General features: G+C 36.5%; 18 protein-coding genes and 3 tRNA genes. 7 read left to right on the plus strand and 14 right to left on the minus strand.

What is annotated here, in order from left to right; genetic code table 11:
- Nucleotides 1-20 precede the first annotated feature (20 nt).
- Together B5X51_RS10335 and B5X51_RS10340 are read left to right on the plus strand one after the other, a co-directional pair.
- Nucleotides 21-2,288, plus strand: a complete 2,268-nt coding sequence (locus B5X51_RS10335) for an aconitate hydratase (RefSeq protein WP_079721093.1) — start codon at nt 21-23, stop codon at nt 2,286-2,288.
- Nucleotides 2,289-2,502: 214 nt separating this feature from the next.
- Nucleotides 2,503-3,066, plus strand: coding sequence for a TlpA family protein disulfide reductase (locus B5X51_RS10340; protein ID WP_079721094.1), 564 nt, complete (start codon nt 2,503-2,505; stop codon nt 3,064-3,066).
- A gap of 2 nt (nt 3,067-3,068) precedes the next feature.
- Here the strand turns inward: B5X51_RS10340 and B5X51_RS10345 are convergent, their stop codons facing one another.
- From B5X51_RS10345 to B5X51_RS10365, 5 genes are read right to left on the minus strand one after another with little or no spacing between them, the layout of a single operon-like run.
- Complete coding sequence (locus tag B5X51_RS10345; RefSeq protein WP_079721095.1) at nt 3,069-4,205, minus strand: lycopene cyclase family protein; 1,137 nt, start codon at nt 4,203-4,205, stop codon at nt 3,069-3,071.
- A 26-nt stretch (nt 4,206-4,231) separates the two neighbouring features.
- Complete coding sequence (locus B5X51_RS10350; RefSeq protein WP_079721096.1) at nt 4,232-4,681, minus strand: sterol desaturase family protein; 450 nt, start codon at nt 4,679-4,681, stop codon at nt 4,232-4,234.
- Between the two features lies 1 nt (nt 4,682).
- Nucleotides 4,683-5,522 (minus strand): phytoene/squalene synthase family protein, encoded by an 840-nt coding sequence (locus B5X51_RS10355; RefSeq protein WP_079721097.1) that lies wholly within the window; start codon nt 5,520-5,522, stop codon nt 4,683-4,685.
- Nucleotides 5,523-5,525: 3 nt separating this feature from the next.
- Nucleotides 5,526-6,986 (minus strand): phytoene desaturase family protein, encoded by a 1,461-nt coding sequence (locus B5X51_RS10360; RefSeq protein WP_079721098.1) that lies wholly within the window; start codon nt 6,984-6,986, stop codon nt 5,526-5,528.
- 7 nt (nt 6,987-6,993) lie between these two features.
- Complete coding sequence (locus tag B5X51_RS10365) at nt 6,994-7,887, minus strand: MerR family transcriptional regulator (protein WP_079721099.1); 894 nt, start codon at nt 7,885-7,887, stop codon at nt 6,994-6,996.
- A gap of 104 nt (nt 7,888-7,991) precedes the next feature.
- Here B5X51_RS10365 and B5X51_RS10370 point away from each other — a divergent pair, with 104 nt between their 5' ends.
- Nucleotides 7,992-8,795: an SDR family oxidoreductase gene (locus B5X51_RS10370; RefSeq protein ID WP_079721100.1), complete on the plus strand. Its 804-nt coding sequence runs from the start codon at nt 7,992-7,994 to the stop codon at nt 8,793-8,795.
- Nucleotides 8,796-8,799: 4 nt separating this feature from the next.
- Entirely contained in the window at nt 8,800-10,176 is a 1,377-nt protein-coding gene (locus tag B5X51_RS10375; RefSeq protein WP_079721137.1) for an aldehyde dehydrogenase, read from the plus strand.
- 12 nt (nt 10,177-10,188) lie between these two features.
- Here B5X51_RS10375 and B5X51_RS10380 read toward each other — a convergent pair.
- The 3 genes from B5X51_RS10380 to B5X51_RS10390 form a co-directional block, all read right to left on the minus strand.
- Nucleotides 10,189-10,272 (minus strand) — tRNA-Leu (locus B5X51_RS10380).
- A 170-nt stretch (nt 10,273-10,442) separates the two neighbouring features.
- Nucleotides 10,443-10,515: transfer RNA gene (locus tag B5X51_RS10385), tRNA-Lys, on the minus strand.
- Nucleotides 10,516-10,633: 118 nt separating this feature from the next.
- A tRNA-Lys gene (locus B5X51_RS10390) sits at nt 10,634-10,706 on the minus strand.
- A 125-nt stretch (nt 10,707-10,831) separates the two neighbouring features.
- Here B5X51_RS10390 and B5X51_RS10395 point away from each other — a divergent pair.
- Nucleotides 10,832-11,350 (plus strand): shikimate kinase, encoded by a 519-nt coding sequence (locus tag B5X51_RS10395; RefSeq protein ID WP_079721101.1) that lies wholly within the window; start codon nt 10,832-10,834, stop codon nt 11,348-11,350.
- On the opposite strand, the gene B5X51_RS10400 is transcribed toward B5X51_RS10395, so the two are convergent.
- From B5X51_RS10400 to B5X51_RS10410, 3 genes are all read right to left on the minus strand, one after another.
- The gene (locus B5X51_RS10400; RefSeq protein WP_079721102.1) at nt 11,345-11,845 is read right to left on the minus strand and encodes a phosphoribosyltransferase family protein; all 501 of its coding nucleotides are present in this window, start codon (nt 11,843-11,845) and stop codon (nt 11,345-11,347) included. The genes B5X51_RS10395 and B5X51_RS10400 overlap by 6 nt on opposite strands.
- An 80-nt stretch (nt 11,846-11,925) precedes the next feature.
- Nucleotides 11,926-12,525 carry a methyltransferase domain-containing protein gene (locus B5X51_RS10405; RefSeq protein WP_079721103.1) on the minus strand — a complete coding sequence of 200 codons (600 nt, stop codon included), beginning with the start codon at nt 12,523-12,525 and terminating at the stop codon, nt 11,926-11,928.
- On the minus strand, nt 12,509-12,904 hold the full coding sequence (locus B5X51_RS10410; protein WP_079721104.1) for an RNA-binding S4 domain-containing protein: 396 nt from the start codon (nt 12,902-12,904) through the stop codon (nt 12,509-12,511). Before B5X51_RS10410 ends, B5X51_RS10405 begins: the two co-directional genes overlap by 17 nt.
- Before the next feature lie 80 nt (nt 12,905-12,984).
- On the opposite strand from B5X51_RS10410, the gene B5X51_RS10415 reads away from it, so the two are divergent.
- The gene (locus B5X51_RS10415) at nt 12,985-13,890 is read left to right on the plus strand and encodes an FKBP-type peptidyl-prolyl cis-trans isomerase (RefSeq protein ID WP_079721105.1); all 906 of its coding nucleotides are present in this window, start codon (nt 12,985-12,987) and stop codon (nt 13,888-13,890) included.
- A 91-nt stretch (nt 13,891-13,981) separates the two neighbouring features.
- On the opposite strand, the gene B5X51_RS10420 is transcribed toward B5X51_RS10415, so the two are convergent.
- The 3 genes from B5X51_RS10420 to B5X51_RS10430 form a co-directional block, all read right to left on the minus strand.
- Entirely contained in the window at nt 13,982-14,584 is a 603-nt protein-coding gene (locus tag B5X51_RS10420) for an outer membrane beta-barrel protein (protein WP_079721106.1), read from the minus strand.
- Between the two features lie 312 nt (nt 14,585-14,896).
- Nucleotides 14,897-15,850: a transketolase family protein gene (locus B5X51_RS10425; RefSeq protein WP_079721107.1), complete on the minus strand. Its 954-nt coding sequence runs from the start codon at nt 15,848-15,850 to the stop codon at nt 14,897-14,899.
- A gap of 107 nt (nt 15,851-15,957) precedes the next feature.
- On the minus strand, nt 15,958-16,806 hold the full coding sequence (locus tag B5X51_RS10430) for a transketolase (protein ID WP_079721108.1): 849 nt from the start codon (nt 16,804-16,806) through the stop codon (nt 15,958-15,960).
- Nucleotides 16,807-17,126: 320 nt separating this feature from the next.
- Here B5X51_RS10430 and tgt point away from each other — a divergent pair, with 320 nt between their 5' ends.
- Entirely contained in the window at nt 17,127-18,257 is a 1,131-nt protein-coding gene (gene tgt, locus B5X51_RS10435; RefSeq protein WP_079721109.1) for a tRNA guanosine(34) transglycosylase Tgt, read from the plus strand.
- Nucleotides 18,258-18,260: the final 3 nt, after the last annotated feature.

An 18,260-nucleotide genomic window follows, 5' to 3' on the forward strand; every position in this document is an offset into this window, starting at 1 on the left:
AGAACTAAAAACATAATAATATGGCATACGATATTGATATGATCAAAAAGGTGTACAGCCAAATGGCCGAACGTGTGAATACTGCACGTGAGGTGGTTGGAAAACCTTTAACGCTTTCAGAAAAAATTCTTTATTCGCATTTATGGGATGGTGCGGCCAAAGAGGCCTACCAAAGAGGAAAAGACTATGTAGAATTTGCGCCAGACAGGATTGCCTGCCAGGATGCAACTGCTCAAATGGCTTTACTGCAATTTATGCAAGCCGGGAAAAAGCAAGTTGCAGTACCTACTACAGTGCATTGTGATCACCTTATCCAGGCTAAAATGGGAGCTGCAATAGATTTGCAAGCTGCTAATAAATCCAGTAGTGAAGTTTTTGATTTTCTGGAATCTGTTTCTAATAAATATGGAATAGGATTTTGGAAACCGGGAGCTGGAATTATTCACCAGGTTGTATTGGAAAATTATGCTTTCCCTGGAGGAATGATGATTGGTACAGATTCACACACGGTAAATGCCGGTGGACTTGGAATGGTTGCCATAGGTGTTGGTGGTGCTGATGCAGTAGATGTAATGGCCGGAATGCCATGGGAGCTTAAATTCCCTAAACTTATTGGAGTTAAACTAACTGGAAAACTTTCAGGATGGACTTCATCTAAAGATGTGATTTTAAAGGTTGCTGGAATCCTTACCGTTAAAGGTGGAACCGGCGCAATTATAGAATATTTCGGAGAAGGAGCTCGCTCTTTATCAGCTACCGGAAAAGGAACCATCTGTAATATGGGAGCTGAAGTAGGTGCAACCACTTCAACTTTTGGTTACGATGAGTCTATGGACCGTTACCTGCGTGCTACCAACCGTGCCGATGTTGCAGATGCAGCAAATGGCGTGGCCGAGCACTTAACCGGTGATGATGAAGTTTATGCAAACCCTGAGCAGTATTTTGATGAATTGATAGAGATCAACCTTTCAGAATTAAAGCCACACCTTAACGGGCCATTTACACCAGATTTAGCAACTCCTATCTCAGAAATGGGTGTTAAAGCTAAAGAAAACGACTGGCCAATTAATGTAGATTGGGGATTAATAGGTTCTTGTACTAACTCTTCTTACGAAGATCTTACCCGTGCAGCATCTATCGCCAAACAAGCAGTAGATAAAAAGGTGAAAGCGAAATCTGATTTTGGTATTAACCCGGGATCTGAGCAAATTCGATTTACAGCAGAGCGTGATGGTTTACTTCAAATATTTGAAGATCTAGATGCAACGATATTTACAAATGCCTGTGGACCTTGTATTGGGCAGTGGGATCGTAGCGATAGAAAAGGTGAAGAAAAGAATACTATTGTGCATTCTTTTAACCGGAACTTCTCTAAACGTGCAGATGGTAATCCAAACACCCACGCTTTTGTAGGTTCTCCAGAGATGGTTGCTGCAATCGCAATTTCAGGGCGCTTAGATTTTGATCCTACTCGTGATAAATTGATGAATGAAGATGGCGAAGAAGTAATGTTAGATGAGCCAACAGGAATTGAATTGCCAACCAAAGGTTTTGCAGTAGAAGATGCAGGATACATTGCACCAAACGATGATGGAAGTTCTGTTGAAGTAAAAGTAGCTGAAGATAGTGAAAGACTTCAATTGTTAACTCCATTTGAACCTTGGGATGGTAAAAACCTTACCGGTGCTAAATTGCTAATTAAAGCTTTTGGAAAATGTACTACCGACCATATTTCTATGGCTGGACCGTGGTTGCGTTACAGAGGGCATTTAGATAATATTTCTAACAACTGTCTTATTGGAGCTATTAATGCTTACAATAAAAAGACAAACTTTGTAAAAAACCAACTTAACGGAGAGTATGATGGTGTTCCAGCGGTACAAAGAGAGTACAAAAAAGAAGGTGTTCCAACGGTAGTTGTAGGAGATCATAACTATGGTGAAGGTTCTTCTAGAGAACACGCGGCTATGGAACCTCGTCACCTTGGAGTGAAAGTGGTACTGGTTAAATCTTTTGCCCGTATTCACGAAACAAACCTTAAAAAACAAGGGATGTTAGGATTGACTTTTGCGAATGAGGCCGATTACGATCTTATTCAGGAAGACGATACCTTTAACTTTATAGATCTTGAAGACTTTGCTCCAGACAAGCAAATTACGATAGAAATCGTACATGCCGATGGTAGTAAAGACACTATTAAAACAAACCATACTTATAACAAACCGCAAATTGAGTGGTATAAGCATGGTTCTGCCCTTAATTTAATTAAGAAGCAAAACGCAGCTTAATTAGTTAAGCTTATATTTTATAGAGAGGCTGATTAATATTTGATCGTTTCGTCATTCTGAACTCGTTTCAGAATCTAATATTCTTAGGAGTTAGACCCTGAAACAAGTTCAGGGTGACGTGGTGAGAAATCATTATTAATCAGCCTCTTTTTTATGCCCAGAATTGAGATGTTAAGTACCTTTGCTTTTTACGTCTAAGTATTAAAAATCTACAATGAAAAAGCTTTTCAAGAACCAATGGAGTAATATTATTTTTATTGTAATCATCCTGGCGATGATTATTCCTCAAACTCGTAAACCCATTCAAATTGTAGTAAATAAGCTATTTGCATTCAGTCCTTCTGCGACCGATGAGGAAGATAGAAAGGAGCTTGAAACCTATAATTGGACATTAGAGACTGAATCTGGTAAAAGAGTGGATTTCGCTGAATCTAAAGGGAAAGTGATCATTGTGAATTACTGGGCCACCTGGTGCCCACCCTGTATTGCTGAAATGCCAAGTTTCCAGGAGCTATATACTGATTATAATGATAAAGTGGAATTTTATTTTATTTCTGGAGAAGATCACGAAACCACTAATAATTTTCTGAAGCGCAAAGGCTATCGTTTTTCTAGTTATCGTATGCTTTCTAAAGATCCAAAGCCTTTAGATGGCTATACGTTGCCTTCTACTTATGTAATTGATAAGAAGGGCACTGTGGTAGTAGATAAAAAAGGAGCAGCCGATTGGAATAGTCAAAATTTCAGAAATTTGTTGAATCAGCTTTTAGCTGAATAATATTAAAAAGCTTTTCTGAAAAAAGATACAATAAAATCTAAGCTATAGAGAGACAACATAATTTTTAGATCTTCTGAAACCGAAGTTTCTTCGTCTAAATATCTAAAAATATCCTGGGGAGAATTCTTAGTATAGAATTTAGTAAAAATATCTTCTCCCTTTTGGTTATTCTGCGCCAGCACATCTAAAAATATAGCATCATACCGTCTGAATTTATTATTGATTAAATTCTCACCGGGTTTTTTTCCGTTTTTTATGTTCTCAATAATTTTTGCAATACGTTTTTCGGTATTTTTAAAGGAATAACCGGTTGATGGTTTTACCCAACCGCCACCAGTACCAATTTTTGTTATTTGCTTTGTATTTGCTTTGTCAAAAGGGAAATCGGTCATTGGGATAACACCTGTTTCCGTGCTTTTAATTTTGTAATCTTTTGTCTTTAAAATCTTTTCAAAATATTGCCGAAGCATTTCGTCATATACTTTATCTTCAGTTAAAAAAGGAGAGAAAAAGGTATATTCAACTAAAGCTTTTTTCTCTGTAAACGGAAGAATATAAGTAAACGCAGTAGCATCAGGATATTTAATTCGGTAATCCATCATCGTAAAAGAATCAGGCGTAAACATCGGTTCTTCTGTTTCTACCTCCCAACCTTTAAAATGTTGAAAAATGGTGGTATGCTTTTTACTTTCCAGGTAAGAAGGATCAACCCTGCTGTCAAAGAAATGTGTTGCGCTGTAAGACTTTTTTCGGCCCATGGCCTTCATTGTTACAGGATCTATTTTATGAATTTCATCAGTAATAAATTCAAAGTCACCAGACTTTTCTATTTCATCCTGTAGCTTTTGATGATAGTCTGCAGCTTTTATCATCTTATAGGAATAAGGAGATAACTTTAAATTTATATTTGCTTCAGAAGAAATAAATTGACCTTCTTTCCAGGATTTAGTAACTAGTTCGTCCCATTTGCCTTTGCCTTCTTCCCAAAAACACCAGGTTTTAACCGGCATAGCAAAATCTGAATCTATTATTGCTATCTTTTTTCCTTTAAAAAAAACATCCCGGCTAAGTTGCCGGGCGAGTTGTAGGCCTGCGAGTCCTCCGCCAATAATTACATAAAAATACCTGGGACCTAGCATAGGTTTATAGAAACTATATTATAATTTTATTTATTAAAATATTTGAAGGGTACGAATAACATCCCGAAACATTCCCCATCATCTTTTCCAAGATGTTTGTGGTGCATTTTGTGAGCTCTTCTTATTCCTTTGGCATAGGGATTATTTGCATTTCTGAACATTTTAAAGCGCTGATGTATAAAAATATCGTGAACTGTGAAATAGGTGATTCCATAGGCTAGAATGCCTAAACCAATTGGTAAGCCAACCCAAACATCTTCATATCGCCACAGCAGGAAAAAACCTATACTAACTAATGCGTAAAATATAAAGAAGAGATCGTTTCTTTCCCACCAATGGCTATGGTCTTTATGATGGTGATCTTTGTGTAATTTCCATAAAATACCGTGCATAATATATTTATGAGTAAACCAGGCCATTCCTTCCATAGCGGCGAAAGTGCCTAGAAAAACTAAGATCCATAATAAAATATTCATACTATATAAGTTTTAATCTGTAAGAAATATAAGATTTAGCCAGCAAACCTGCTTTTTGGTAATCTGGAACTCTAATTCTACTATTTCTAATCTCCAAAGATGGGACTTTCTTTAGTTTATGTAATAATTTTCTATAATAAATATAAGCGGTATAAACACCAAATTTAGCTTCTACCGGTAAATGCGAAATTCCGCTTAAGCCGTGCTTAAAATCTTCTTCAATTTCTTCAATAATTCTTTGTTTACTTTCTTCGTCTAATTGTGCAAGATTGGTACCCGGAAAATAACTTCTGGCTAAATCTTCAAAATCAGCTTTTAAGTCTCTTAGGAAATTCACTTTTTGAAAAGCGGAACCCAAACTCATCGCTGACTCCTTTAAGGATTCATATTTTTTTTGATCTCCATCTACAAAAACCTTCAAACACATTAGTCCAACAACATCTGCACTACCATAGATATATTCTTTGTATTCGGCTACACTAAGATAATCAGATTTATGCAAATCAAGCCGCATACTTTTCATAAATGCACGGTAAAGTGATTCATCTATTTCATATTTATGTACGGTTTCCTGGAATGCGTTTAAAATTGGATTTAAACTAATTTTATCTTCAATAGCTTTATAAAGATCTACTTCAAAATCGTTAAAAAGTCTTTCTTTATCGTAATCGTGAAAAGTATCAACAATTTCGTCGGCAAAGCGCACAAAGCCATAGATATTATAAATATCCTGACGAATTGAGGGGGCCAACATCCTGGTTGCTGTAGAAAATGAGGTGCTGTATTGATGCGTAACAGTTTTACTACAAGCCCGTGAAACATTGTCAAAAATGGCTTTCATAATTTAATTTTCTTTTTGAATTAAACCGGCGGCTAACTTTCCCGAAATTAGGGAAGGCGGTACACCGGGTCCGGGAACACTCAACTGCCCGGTAAAAAATAATTTATGCACTTTTTTACTTTTTAATTTAGGTCTTAAAAATGCAGTTTGGAAAAGGGTATTAGCTAAACCGTAGGCGTTCCCTTTATATGAGTTATATTCTTCTTTAAAGTCGTTTACGCAAAAAGATTCTTTAAAAAGAAGATGATCGGTAACATTTTGATTGGTTAAACTTTCAAAACGTGTTATAATTTTTTTGAAATATTTTTCTCTAATTTCAGGAGTATCTTCTACATCTGGTGCTAGGGGTACTAAAAATATTCCTGCTTCTTTATCTTTTGGTGCAGCGGCATCATCTGTAATGGAAGGGAAACTAGCGTAGAATAACGGTTCTTCGGGCCACTCAGCATCATCATAGATTGCTTTGGCGTGTTTTTCAAAATCGGTATCAAAAAACAACGTATGATGCGTTACATTTTTCAATTTTTTATTAAACCCGGCAAAGAATAATAGGGCTGAAGGGGCAAAGGTCTTTTTTTGCCAATAAGATTCCTTGTACTGCCTTTTGTATTCTGGTAATAAGGTTTCGGTATGATGATAATCGGCTCCACTAAGAATATAATCTGCTTTAATTTTTTTATCGTTTACCTGTATTCCGGTTGCCGTATCATTTTCAATATAGATTTTAGAAACAGGGGAATTAGTATTAATTTTCACCTCCAGTGATGTTGCAAGGCTTTCCATAGCTTCAATAACCTTATACATCCCACCTTTTGGATGCCAGGTTCCCAGGCCAAAATCTGCATAATTCATAAAGCTGTAGAAGGCCGGGGTATTACTGGCTTTAGCACCAAGGAATAAAACCGGGAATTCTAGGATTTGAACCAATTTGGTGTTGCTAAACTCTTTTCTTACTTCTTTAGAAATTGTGCTAAAAAACTGGCCTATTTTTCCAGCGGTAGTGGGAGTCACCAATTCTAAGGGAGAAACACCCGGGCGGTATACAAGATCTTTAATTGCAATATCATAGTTGTTTTTAGCTTCCTCAATAAACTGTTTCAGTTTTTTTGAACTTCCCGGTTCTTCTGCTTCAAAAGCGGCGCAAATTTTATCTAAGCTGTCTTCTATGGTGATACTATCTTCTTTTCCAAAGAAAACCTTGTAGGCAGGGCTTAGTTTTTCCAGTTTGTAGTAATCTGAGGGTTTTTTCCCGAAGTCTGCAAAAAATCTTTCAAAAACATCAGGCATCCAATACCAGGTAGGGCCTATATCAAAGCAAAATCCGTCTTTTTTTAACTGGCGTGCGCGTCCACCAATATTTTCATTTTTTTCAAAAATTTCTACTTTATATCCATCTTTAGCCAGATAGCAAGCAGCCGCCAAAGAAGCGAATCCCGAACCAATAATAGCAATTTTATTTTTCATATTTATCTTAAAGCTTTTCTATAAATTGGTTTAAACTAGTATGGGTTTTCACGAAAGATGGTAATTCTTTATGTTGTATTTCTCTTATTTTATGTCCAAAAAGTAATAATTCGTAAGTTTCCTTTTCGCAAACTTGGTCTTTAAACTCATTGATGAAATCTTCTACATCCCCCGGGGCGGTGGTGAAGTAGCTAACAAAACTAATTTTGTTATGTCGCTCCAATAAGTAATCAAGATCACTTAGAGGTAGGCTTGGTCCTAGATAGATGGCCTTATTGCCGTGATATAAAAGTTCATAATATAAGTAAATAATTCCTATATCGTGAATTTCATTTTCCGGAAGAAAAAGCACATATAAATTATCTGAAGTAGGCTTGAGCTCTTTTTTAATTTCTGCAAGATTAAAATAGAGTTTTTGTTTAATGAGATCTACAATGTAGTGTTCATGAATTGGTTTTATAGTATCAGTTTGCCAAAGCATTCCAATTTGCTCTAATAGTGGAAGGAATACCTGGTTAAAAATCTCTCTAAAACTTTTATCTTTTTGTAGTGATTGGTACGTACTATTAAAGAGATCTTCATCAAAATTCATCATAGAAAGTTTGAATGAATTTTGAGCGCGATTTTCTTTACTGGAACTCGCTGAAATACTTCGTACCATTTTAGAAATCTCTTCTTCACTCAACTTAGAGATCCTTGAGATTTTGTAACCATGTTCATTTAAGAAAGCGACGTTTAAAATCTTTTGCAAATTAGAACTATCATACGTTCTTATATTTGTAGAAGTACGATCGGGGTTTAAGATATTGTATCTTTTTTCCCAAATTCTTATGGTATGCGCCTTAATTCCGCTTAAATTTTCAAGGTCTTTTATGCTGAAATTTTGTTTTATTAGTTCCATAGTATTATTAAGATGATCAAATCTAGTTAAATTTGAACATTAAACACTTTATGGAAGTGTTAAAATGTTTAATAGTTTAGTTAAAAAGTTAAACAGTAAATTTTATGACGAAGTTTTCCTCTAAAATTGTGCTTATTACCGGTGGTGCATCTGGCATTGGTAAGCTTATGGGGCGCGAAGTGTTAAAGAGAAATGGCAAATTGGTAATCTGGGATATAAATAAACTTAATTTGCAGCAAACCTTAAAAGAGTTTGAAGATTTTGGCGAAGTTTATGGGTATACCGTGGATATTACCAATACAATCTGGATTCAGGAAATTGCTAAACAAGTAGAAGAGGAGATAGGACCCGTTGATATTTTGATTAATAATGCGGGAATAGTGTTTGGAGGTTATTTTTACGAGAATTCTTCAGAAAATATAGAAAAGGTCATGAATGTTAATGCTATTGCTCCCATGCAACTTACACGAACTTTTTTATCTGGAATGATGAAAAGGAAGCACGGGCATATTTGTAATATTACTTCATCTGCAGGCCTGGTTTCTAACCCTAAAATGGCTGTCTATGCGGGCAGCAAATGGGCTGCTACCGGTTGGTCTGATAGTTTGCGTTTGGAGATGAAGCAGCTTAAGTCAGGAGTTAGAGTGACCACTGTGACTCCATATTATATAAATACAGGAATGTTTGATGGGGTGAAATCTATTATTCCTATCCTGGATCAAAACAAAGTGGCTAAAAAGATAATTAAAGCCATAGAAAGCAATAGGATTTATTTAAGTATGCCCTGGAGTATGCGTTTTGTGAGATTTTCCCAGGGACTTTTTCCCATTTGGTTTTATGATTGGTTTGTGGGAAGGATAATTGGGGTGTATAAAACAATGGATGAATTTAAAGGTCGAAAAAAATAATAGCATGGAAGAAACTTCAGCAAAAGAGATAGCCAAAATTTATAAAGCACAAAGAGCGTTTTTCAGTTCTCAGGAAACAAAAAGTATAGACTTTAGGCTTCAGCAGTTAAAGAAACTCAAGAAAGCTATTCTGCAATATGAAGACAAAGTAAATGAGGCGCTATGGAAAGATCTGCATAAATCTAAAGAAGAAGCTTTTCTTACAGAGATAAGTCTGCTTATAGAAGAGCTAAACTATCATATTAAAAATTTAAAAAGCTGGGCGAAGCCGAAGAAAGTAGGTAGTCCTTTGCAAATTAAGCCTTCGAGATCAAAAATTCTTTATGAGCCTTTGGGGGTTGGTTTAGTAATAGCGCCCTGGAATTATCCATTTCAACTTACACTTAATCCTTTAATTGGTGCAATTTCTGCCGGCTGTTGTGCGGTTTTAAAACCTTCGCCAGATACTCCCAATGTTGCATTGGTAATTGAGGAATTGATATTAGAAAATTTTCCGACGGAATATATCACGGTAGTTCAGGGTGGAAAGGAAGCAAACCAGGAGTTATTTAAATTTCCTTTTGATGTTATGTTTTTTACCGGAAGCCCAGGCGTTGGTAAAATAGTGATGAAAGCTGCAGCTGAACATTTGAGTAGAGTGGTACTGGAACTGGGGGGCAAAAGTCCCTGTATTGTAAATAAAGATGCAAATTTAAAGACCGCAGGAAAGCGCATTGCCTGGGGTAAAATTATGAATGCCGGGCAAACCTGTATTGCTCCAGATTATTTGTTGGTGCATAAAGCGATTAAGCAAGATCTTTTAGCTGAGATCTCTGTGGCTTTTGAAGAAATGCTGGGTGATAATATAGAAAACAGTAATTATTACGGTCGTATTGTAAATTCTGCTGCTATGAATCGTTTAAAGAAATACTTGAAAGGCGATGTTTATTACGGTGGAAAAATAGATTTAGAAGAAAAATACATCTCACCTACAATTTTAGATAATGTAACGCCTGAAGATGAAATTATGCAAGAAGAGATTTTTGGGCCTATTTTGCCGGTAATGGAATTTGAAGAGCTAACAGAAGCTTTATCCTATATTAATGGTAATGAAAAACCTCTTGCGCTTTATTATTTCGGAAAAGATAAAACTGCAAAAAAGGTGCTACAGGAAACGAGCTCTGGTGGTGCCTGTATAAATGATACGCTTATACACGTGGCGAATCATAAATTGCCATTTGGCGGGGTAGGAAATAGCGGCATGGGGAAATATCACGGCAAAGAAAGTTTCCTGGCTTTTACTCACGAAAGGGGAGTGGTGAATTCTACAACAAAATTGGATATACCTCTAAAGTATCCGCCTTATAAGTTTTTTGGTCTAATTAAGAAAATAATAGGATAAGTGATTAGAAAGTGCCCGGAGCGGGAGTCGAACCCGCACGCCCTAATGGACACATGGCCCTCAACCATGCCTGTCTACCAGTTCCAGCACCCGGGCTTAAAACAAGTCTGGAAAAAGTAAATTTCCAAGGGCTGTAGCAAGAAATCGAATTCTTCGAGTTAAGAATTCTGAATTTAAAAATGTGATCTGGCTGGGGCTTTCCGGTATTTCGCTATCGCTTAAATCGGAATAAACTTCTCGCCCAACAAAATCTGAACTTAAAAATGTGATCTGGCTGGGGCTCGAACCCAGGACCCTCTCCTTAAAAGGGAGATGCTCTACCAACTGAGCTACCAGATCGTTTTTCAATATTTTAATTCTGAACTTAAAAATGTGATCTGGCTGGGGCTTTCCGATATTTCGCTATCGCTTAAATCGGAATAAACTTCTCGCCCAACAAAATCTGAACTTAAAAATGTGATCTGGCTGGGGCTCGAACCCAGGACCCTCTCCTTAAAAGGGAGATGCTCTACCAACTGAGCTACCAGATCAATAAAACGCAATCATCTTTTTGCGATTGCGGGTGCAAATATACATTCATTAATTTATTTTTCAAGCCTAAATTGAGATAAATTTATATTAGTTTTGGATCCTCCTAATAATAAGTACTTTAACAATGAAAATTTTTTTGACGGGCTATATGGGCTCTGGTAAATCGGTAATAGGTAGAATTCTTGCTAAAAAGCTGAATTACAAATATGTAGATCTTGATGACCAAATAGAATTGATACAAGGGAAAAGTATCAACGCTATTTTTGAGGATAAAGGTGAGTTATATTTTAGAAAGCTGGAAGCGCAAATTTTAGACGATATTCTGGAAAATAATTCCAATATGATTATTTCTTTAGGAGGAGGAACACCTTGTTACGGAAATAATCTTGAGAGAATTTCTGCCCAAAAAGATAGTTTGAGTATTTATTTAAAAGCTTCTGTTGAAACTTTACTGGCCCGACTTTTTATTGAAAAAATTCATCGTCCGGTGATTAGTCATTTAGAAACCAGGGAAGCTTTAGAAGAATTTATAAGAAAACATCTTTTTGAGCGTGCTTACTACTATAACCAGTCAGATTTAAGTATTGCTGTGGATGAAAAAACGCCTGAAACTATTGTAGCGCAAATTATAGAGAAACTATAAAAGTTCTGCTTGAAATTTACCTGGCTCAAAAGAAACTTCAACCATTTCGTTTAAAGAGGTAGAAAGGGAAATTCCTTTAAAATCTGCCTTTACCGGGTATTTTTTATGATTTCTATCTACCAAAACAGCAGTTTTGAATTGTTTAAGCGGAACATTTAAAAAGTGTCTCACTCCGTAAATTAAGGTGGTTCCTGAGTTTAATACGTCGTCTACAAGGATAACCGATTGGTCTTGATAGGCTTTGGCCTCAAGGGACGTAGTAATCTCTTCCAGCGGATTTTTCTTATTTACCTGGACTTTACAAAGCTTTATCTTAAGCGGGGAAATACGCTCTAAGGCTTCTTTTAAAAGTGTAGCTAATTGATAGCCTTTTTTAGCGATACCTGCCAGGATAATTTCTTTTTCATTAATATTACTTTCATAAACCTGGTAGGCTATTCTTTTTATTTTATGTTGAATTTCGGCGTGATTTAAAATTAGTACACGTTCTTTCATTTTGTTATAATTTTATTCCCTTCTGGGTATTTATTTCAGGTTTTAATATTCTTGCCAGTTTATACCATTTTTATCTGGTATTATATCCGCTTCTTTCTAAACTTCAAGAACAATTCGTTTCCCTGTCTTGGTTTGATAGAATTATAGCAGTCCTCTAGAATTTCAATCTCAAAATACGGACTAAAATACGTTAAATATTCTTGTTTACTTCCCCCAAATGGTGGTCCGTTTTCGGTAAGTGGGAAACTAAAAAGCAATCCGCTTAACACCCCATCTTTCTTTAAAATTTCAGCAGTTTTTTTTACATAATCTTTTCTGGAATTTACCGGGAGAGCACAAAAAAACGTCTGCTCTAGAATAAGGTCAAATTGGTCTTTAATTTCAAAGAAATTTATATGCAGTAATTGATCTTTAGGAAAGGTGGGTACACGAGATTTTAAATTTTGAAGCGGTTTTTTACTAATATCGGCTACATAAACATTTTTAAAGCCTTGCTTAAATAAATATTCTGCTTCGTAAGCGTTTCCGGCTCCCGGAATTAAAATTTTGAGCTCTTTATCCTCAAGCTGATCTATATAAGCTTTTAGTGGTCTGGAAATTTCACCAAGATCCCAACCTGTTTTATTCTGCTCATAGCGCTGAGACCAGAATTCATTAGAAAAACTACGATTTGACGTCATCTGGATTGGGATCTGTGTTTTCAAACCAATCGTCTATATCTCTACGATCTTTTTTGGTAGGTCTTCCGGTGCCTTTTTTGCGATAATAATCTTTAGAATATTTTAAAAGTTCCAGTTTTTCAAAGGCCTCTTTTGGGGTGACGTCTACAAGATAAAGATTTACCAGTTTAGCACCCACACGACTGGGGGGAAGGTCTAAAACTTCAATTTGATAATCTATTTGGTTTTTGCGTACTGTAAGTTTATCGTTTGGAAAAACTTCTTTAGATGGCTTTACATTGGTGCCATCCATTTTTACTTTTCCTTGCTTGCATGCATTGGTTGCAATGCTTCGGGTTTTAAAATATCTTACGCACCATAAGAACTTGTCTACTCTCATAAAATCTCTCCTTTAAAACTGCGTTAATCCTTAAACAAAAATACAAGAATATTGTATCTTGCGCGCCAAAAATAACGACAATGCAATTAAACAAATTTTTTATTCTAAGCTTTATTTCAGCTTTAACTTTAATTTCCTGCAATGAAGATGATAATGGAAATGCTCCTGAATTTGAAGAAAGGGACCCTGAAGAACAGGCTATAGCTGATGAAGATTCTATTAATAACTTCCTGGAAAGCCATTTTTACAATTATGAGGAGTTTGAAAACCCTTCTGATGATTTTGATTATATGGTTCGTTTAGATACTATAGCCGGTGATAATGCCGATAAGACACCACTTTCTGAAGAAGAAAACCTAGAGATGAAAACGGTGGTGAATAACGATGTAGAATATATTATGTATGTGCTTAAAGTAAGAGAAGGGGAAGGGCAACAGCCAAAATTCACTGATTCTACCCTGGTTAATTACCGCGGTGAATTATTAAATCTTAATGCATTTGACAATGCCAGTACACCAGTATGGTTTGATCTTCCTTCCTTGATTAAAGGTTTTTCTAAAGGAATTGTTGAATTTAAAGGAGCTACGGGTTATACCGCTAATCCCGATAACACCGTAGACTTCAATGACGATTACGGAATAGGAGCTCTTATTTTTCCTTCAGGTTTAGGATACTTCTCAAGTTCACAACCTAGTATTCCACCTTATAGTCCGTTAATTTTTAATGTGCAATTATTGCGGGTAAATGAGGCCGATCATGATCGCGATGGTATTCCTAGCTGGATGGAAGATCTAAATGAAAATAATGAGGTGCTAGACGATGATAGCGATGGGGATGAAACTCCAAATTTTGCTGATCCAGATGATGATGGTGATGGAACACCAACCAAAGACGAAATAATTATCAATGAAGATGGTAGTTTAGAATTTCCGGATGCTAACGGAAATGGGACTCCAGATTATTTAGATCCTGATACTTTTCAATAGGTAGGTTAAATTATTATAAGAGAAAAGGCTGTACGAAATTAAACTTTTCGAACAGCCTTTTTTTATTTTGTACAGTTTCGTCTAATCTAACTTAAAAAGCATAAGATAGACTCAAAATCCATTGGGATGGTCTTGAATCTATGGTGAAATTCTCATCAGCAGTTTCAGTAGCTCCAAAAGCAGTGTTTTCTGTAAACGCACCTTCGTATCTTACATCAAAGCCTAAACGCCCAAGATTGATGCCTGCACCAACCTGGTAACCTACCGTGATATCCTTTTCAACATCTCCAATTTTAAGCGTGGTATCCTCAAGTTCATTATTTATAATATATTGAAATGAAGGACCTGCTTTTATGTTAAGGGGACCAAAAACATTTACACCCAGTAAAATGGGAGCGTCAATTTTATCAATTTTATAATTGAAAGTTTCATATTCGGTATTTAAACGGGTGAACATTAATTCTGGTTGAAGAAAAATACCCACAATTTCAAATCGGCTGAAAACTCCTATATGATACCCCGATTTTTCTTTTCCTTCTATAATTTGGGTGAAATCGTCAGCTCCTTCACCAACGCTTTCGTAATCTCCTGTAGCTCCATAATTGAAACCGCCTTTAATTCCAAAATCTGCTTCTTGTGCCATAAGTCCTGCAGAGGAACACAAAAAAACAGCGATAAACATTAATTTCTTCATAGTAGATTGTTTTATTGTTAGGTTTTGATAACGCACAAATAGTGCCTGTTATTCTGTGAAAATAAAATAGAGGCTATTTAAAAAGTCTTATCTCGTCAAGCTGAACTTGTTTCAGCTTCTAACATGTTTTGAAAATAAACATATTATATCCTGAAATTAATTCAGGATGACGATTTTAATAACTTTTAAAATAGCCTCTTAAATACAATTAAAAAGAATTTTTACTCGATAATCGAGATTTAATGATCTATGGTTTACCAAAAAATCCAAAAAGAAAATAATTATTAGCTCGTTGGCTTGCCAATAGTTTATTTACTTTCTCTTTAATACTTTTTCGGTAGCCTTAATAATTGCTTCTGCATTAAGGCCATATTTTTCCATTAATTGATCTGGAGTACCACTTTCTCCAAAAGTATCCTGAGTAGCCACAAATTCTTGTGGTGCAGGATTATGTTCGGCTAAAGTTCTGGCAACGCTTTCTCCAAGTCCGCCAAGGAAGTTGTGTTCTTCGGCAGTAACCACACATCCGGTTTTCTTAACTGAATCTATAATTGCTTTTTCGTCTAAAGGCTTAATGGTGTGAATATTTATTACATCAGCACTAATACCTTTTTCTGAAAGTTTTTGAGCAGCTTGTATTGCTTCCCAAACTAAATGGCCGGTAGCAATAATAGTAACATCTCTTCCTTCATATAAATGAACTGCTTTTCCAATTTCAAACTTTTGGTCTTCAGCAGTGAAATTCGCTACTTTTGGCCTTCCAAAACGAAGATAAACAGGCCCGTCATGTTCTGCAATGGCTATGGTTGCTGCTTTTGTTTGGTTAAAATCGCAAGTGTTTATTACCGTCATTCCTGGTAACATTTTCATAAGTCCAATGTCTTCCAGGATTTGGTGTGTAGCACCATCTTCTCCTAAGGTAACTCCAGAGTGAGAAGCACAAATCTTTACATTTTTTCCTGAATAAGCAATAGATTGACGAATTTGATCGTAAACTCTGCCGGTCGCGAAATTTGCAAAAGTTCCGGCAAAAGGAATTTTACCACCAATGGTTAATCCGGCAGCCATTCCCATCATATTGGCTTCAGCAATTCCTGTTTGGAAAAAACGCTCTGGATTTTCATCAATAAAATCCTGCATTTTAAGTGATCCTATAAGGTCTGCGCAAAGTGCTACTACGTTAGGGTTAGTTCTGCCAAGTTCGGTAAGACCTTCCCCAAAACCAGAACGCGTATCCTTCTTTCCTGTGTCTATATATGTTTTCATTCTTTAATTCTTTGTCATTTCCGTTTAGACGGAAATCTATATTATTGTATATCCATTCCCCTAATTTTTATATTTCTCCTCTTTGAGAGAAGCTCTAGATGGGGCTCTTAATAATCTCCTAAAGTTTCAGGGTTTTGGGCAAGTCCGGTTTCTAATTGCTCATCATTAGGCGCTTTTCCGTGCCATGCGTGTGTATGCATCATAAAATCTACGCCATTACCCATCACAGTTGTCATAAGTACGCAAACGGGCTTTCCTTTTCCGGTACGAGATTTTGCCTCGTTTAGACCGTCAAGTACCTGTTGCATATTATTACCATCTTCTAACTCTATCACATCCCAGCCAAAAGCTTCAAATTTCGCTTTCATATTACCCATAGGTAAAACAGTCTCTGTGCTACCATCAATTTGCTGACCGTTGAGGTCTACTGTGGCAATAAGATTATCTACCTTATTTCCTGCAGCATACATAATGGCTTCCCAGTTTTGACCTTCCTGAAGTTCACCATCACCTAGAAGTGCAAATACCAAATGGTTATCCTTATTAAGCTTTTTAGCTTGAGCAGCTCCAAGGGCTACAGACATCCCCTGGCCTAAAGATCCTGAGGCTACGCGAATTCCCGGTAGGCCTTCGTGTGTTGTAGGGTGCCCCTGTAACCTTGAATTGATTAGGCGAAAAGTATTAAGTTCATCTACAGGAAAATAACCGCTACGAGCTAAAGTACTATAGAATACCGGGGAAATATGGCCGTTAGAAAGAAAGAAAAGATCTTCTTCTTTTCCATCCATATTAAATTCGGGGTTGTGTTCCATAATCCCGCCCTGGTACAAAGCGGTGAAAAATTCTGTACAACCAAGTGAACCTCCCGGGTGTCCCGAATTCACCTTGTGAACCTGCCTTAAAATATCCCGGCGAACCTGGGTGGCAAAATCTTCTAATTCTTTGATTTTTGACATTAAAGTAAAATTGTGTTGTTAAAATAATAGCCACAAAAATAGGTTTTTATAAGGCTTTGTCAAAGTGCTTGCGAGTCAGTTATTAAGAAAACTAATGAAGTAACTAACAATTTCCTGTTTTTAACTTCTTTTATTGGCACCGCCAAAGGGTATAATACCCCGGGGCTTGCCTCGAGATAGTTTAATTGATATTTACTCGACAATCGAGATTTAAATGCTTTGTTCTTGGAAATCGGGATGCCTGGAAAGCAAAAAAATACCTTGTGGGTTTGCCTAAAGGAAGTTTACTTGAGTATCTTTGCACTCACTTAAAAAGCACTATGAAATTTGATTTGCTGAGTACCGATGCCGGTAGTAAAGCCCGTGCCGGGACTATTACAACCGATCACGGTAAGATTGAAACCCCTATTTTTATGCCTGTTGGTACCGTGGCTTCTGTAAAAGGAGTTCACCAACGGGAACTTAAAGAAGAGATTAATCCCGATATAATATTAGGAAATACATATCATCTTTATTTACGCCCCAAAACCGAAATTCTTAAAAAGGCCGGTGGTTTACATAAGTTTATGAACTGGGATAGAAATATTTTAACCGATAGTGGCGGCTACCAGGTATATTCGCTTTCTGCCAGAAGAAAAATTAAAGAGGAAGGGGTAAAGTTTAAATCTCATATAGACGGTTCTTACCATACTTTTACTCCAGAAAACGTAATGGAAATTCAACGGGCTATTGGGGCAGATATTATCATGGCTTTTGATGAATGCACGCCTTATCCCTGTGACTATAAATATGCGAAACGCTCTATGCACATGACGCATAGGTGGTTGGATAGATGTGTAAATCATTTGGATAAAGTAGATCCTTTGTATGGGTTTGATCAAACCTTGTTTCCAATTGTTCAGGGGAGTACTTATAAAGATTTAAGAAAGCAATCTGCAGAATATATCGCTTCAGTTGGAGCAGAAGGAAATGCGATTGGAGGACTTTCAGTTGGTGAACCCGCTGAAGAAATGTACGCCATGACAGAAGTTGTGACCGAAATTCTTCCGGAGGATAAACCGCGATATTTAATGGGCGTGGGAACTCCTATTAATATCCTGGAAAATATTGCACTGGGAGTAGACATGTTTGATTGTGTGATGCCTACCCGAAATGCGCGTAATGGTATGCTTTTTACGGCTCACGGTACTATTAATATTAAGAATAAAAAGTGGGAAGACGATTTCTCTCCAATAGATGAAATGGGAATCACTTTTGTAGATACAGAATATAGTAAAGCTTATGTTAGGCACTTATTTAGTGTAAATGAGCTTTTAGGCAAGCAAATTGCTACTATTCATAACCTCGGTTTTTATATGTGGTTGGTGCGTGAAGCCAGAAAACATATCTTAGCCGGAGATTTTGCCAGCTGGAAGAGTATGATGGTGAAACAAATGGATAAAAGACTATAGACT

The organism is Salegentibacter holothuriorum (assembly GCF_900168045.1).
Taxonomy (GTDB): domain Bacteria; phylum Bacteroidota; class Bacteroidia; order Flavobacteriales; family Flavobacteriaceae; genus Salegentibacter; species Salegentibacter holothuriorum.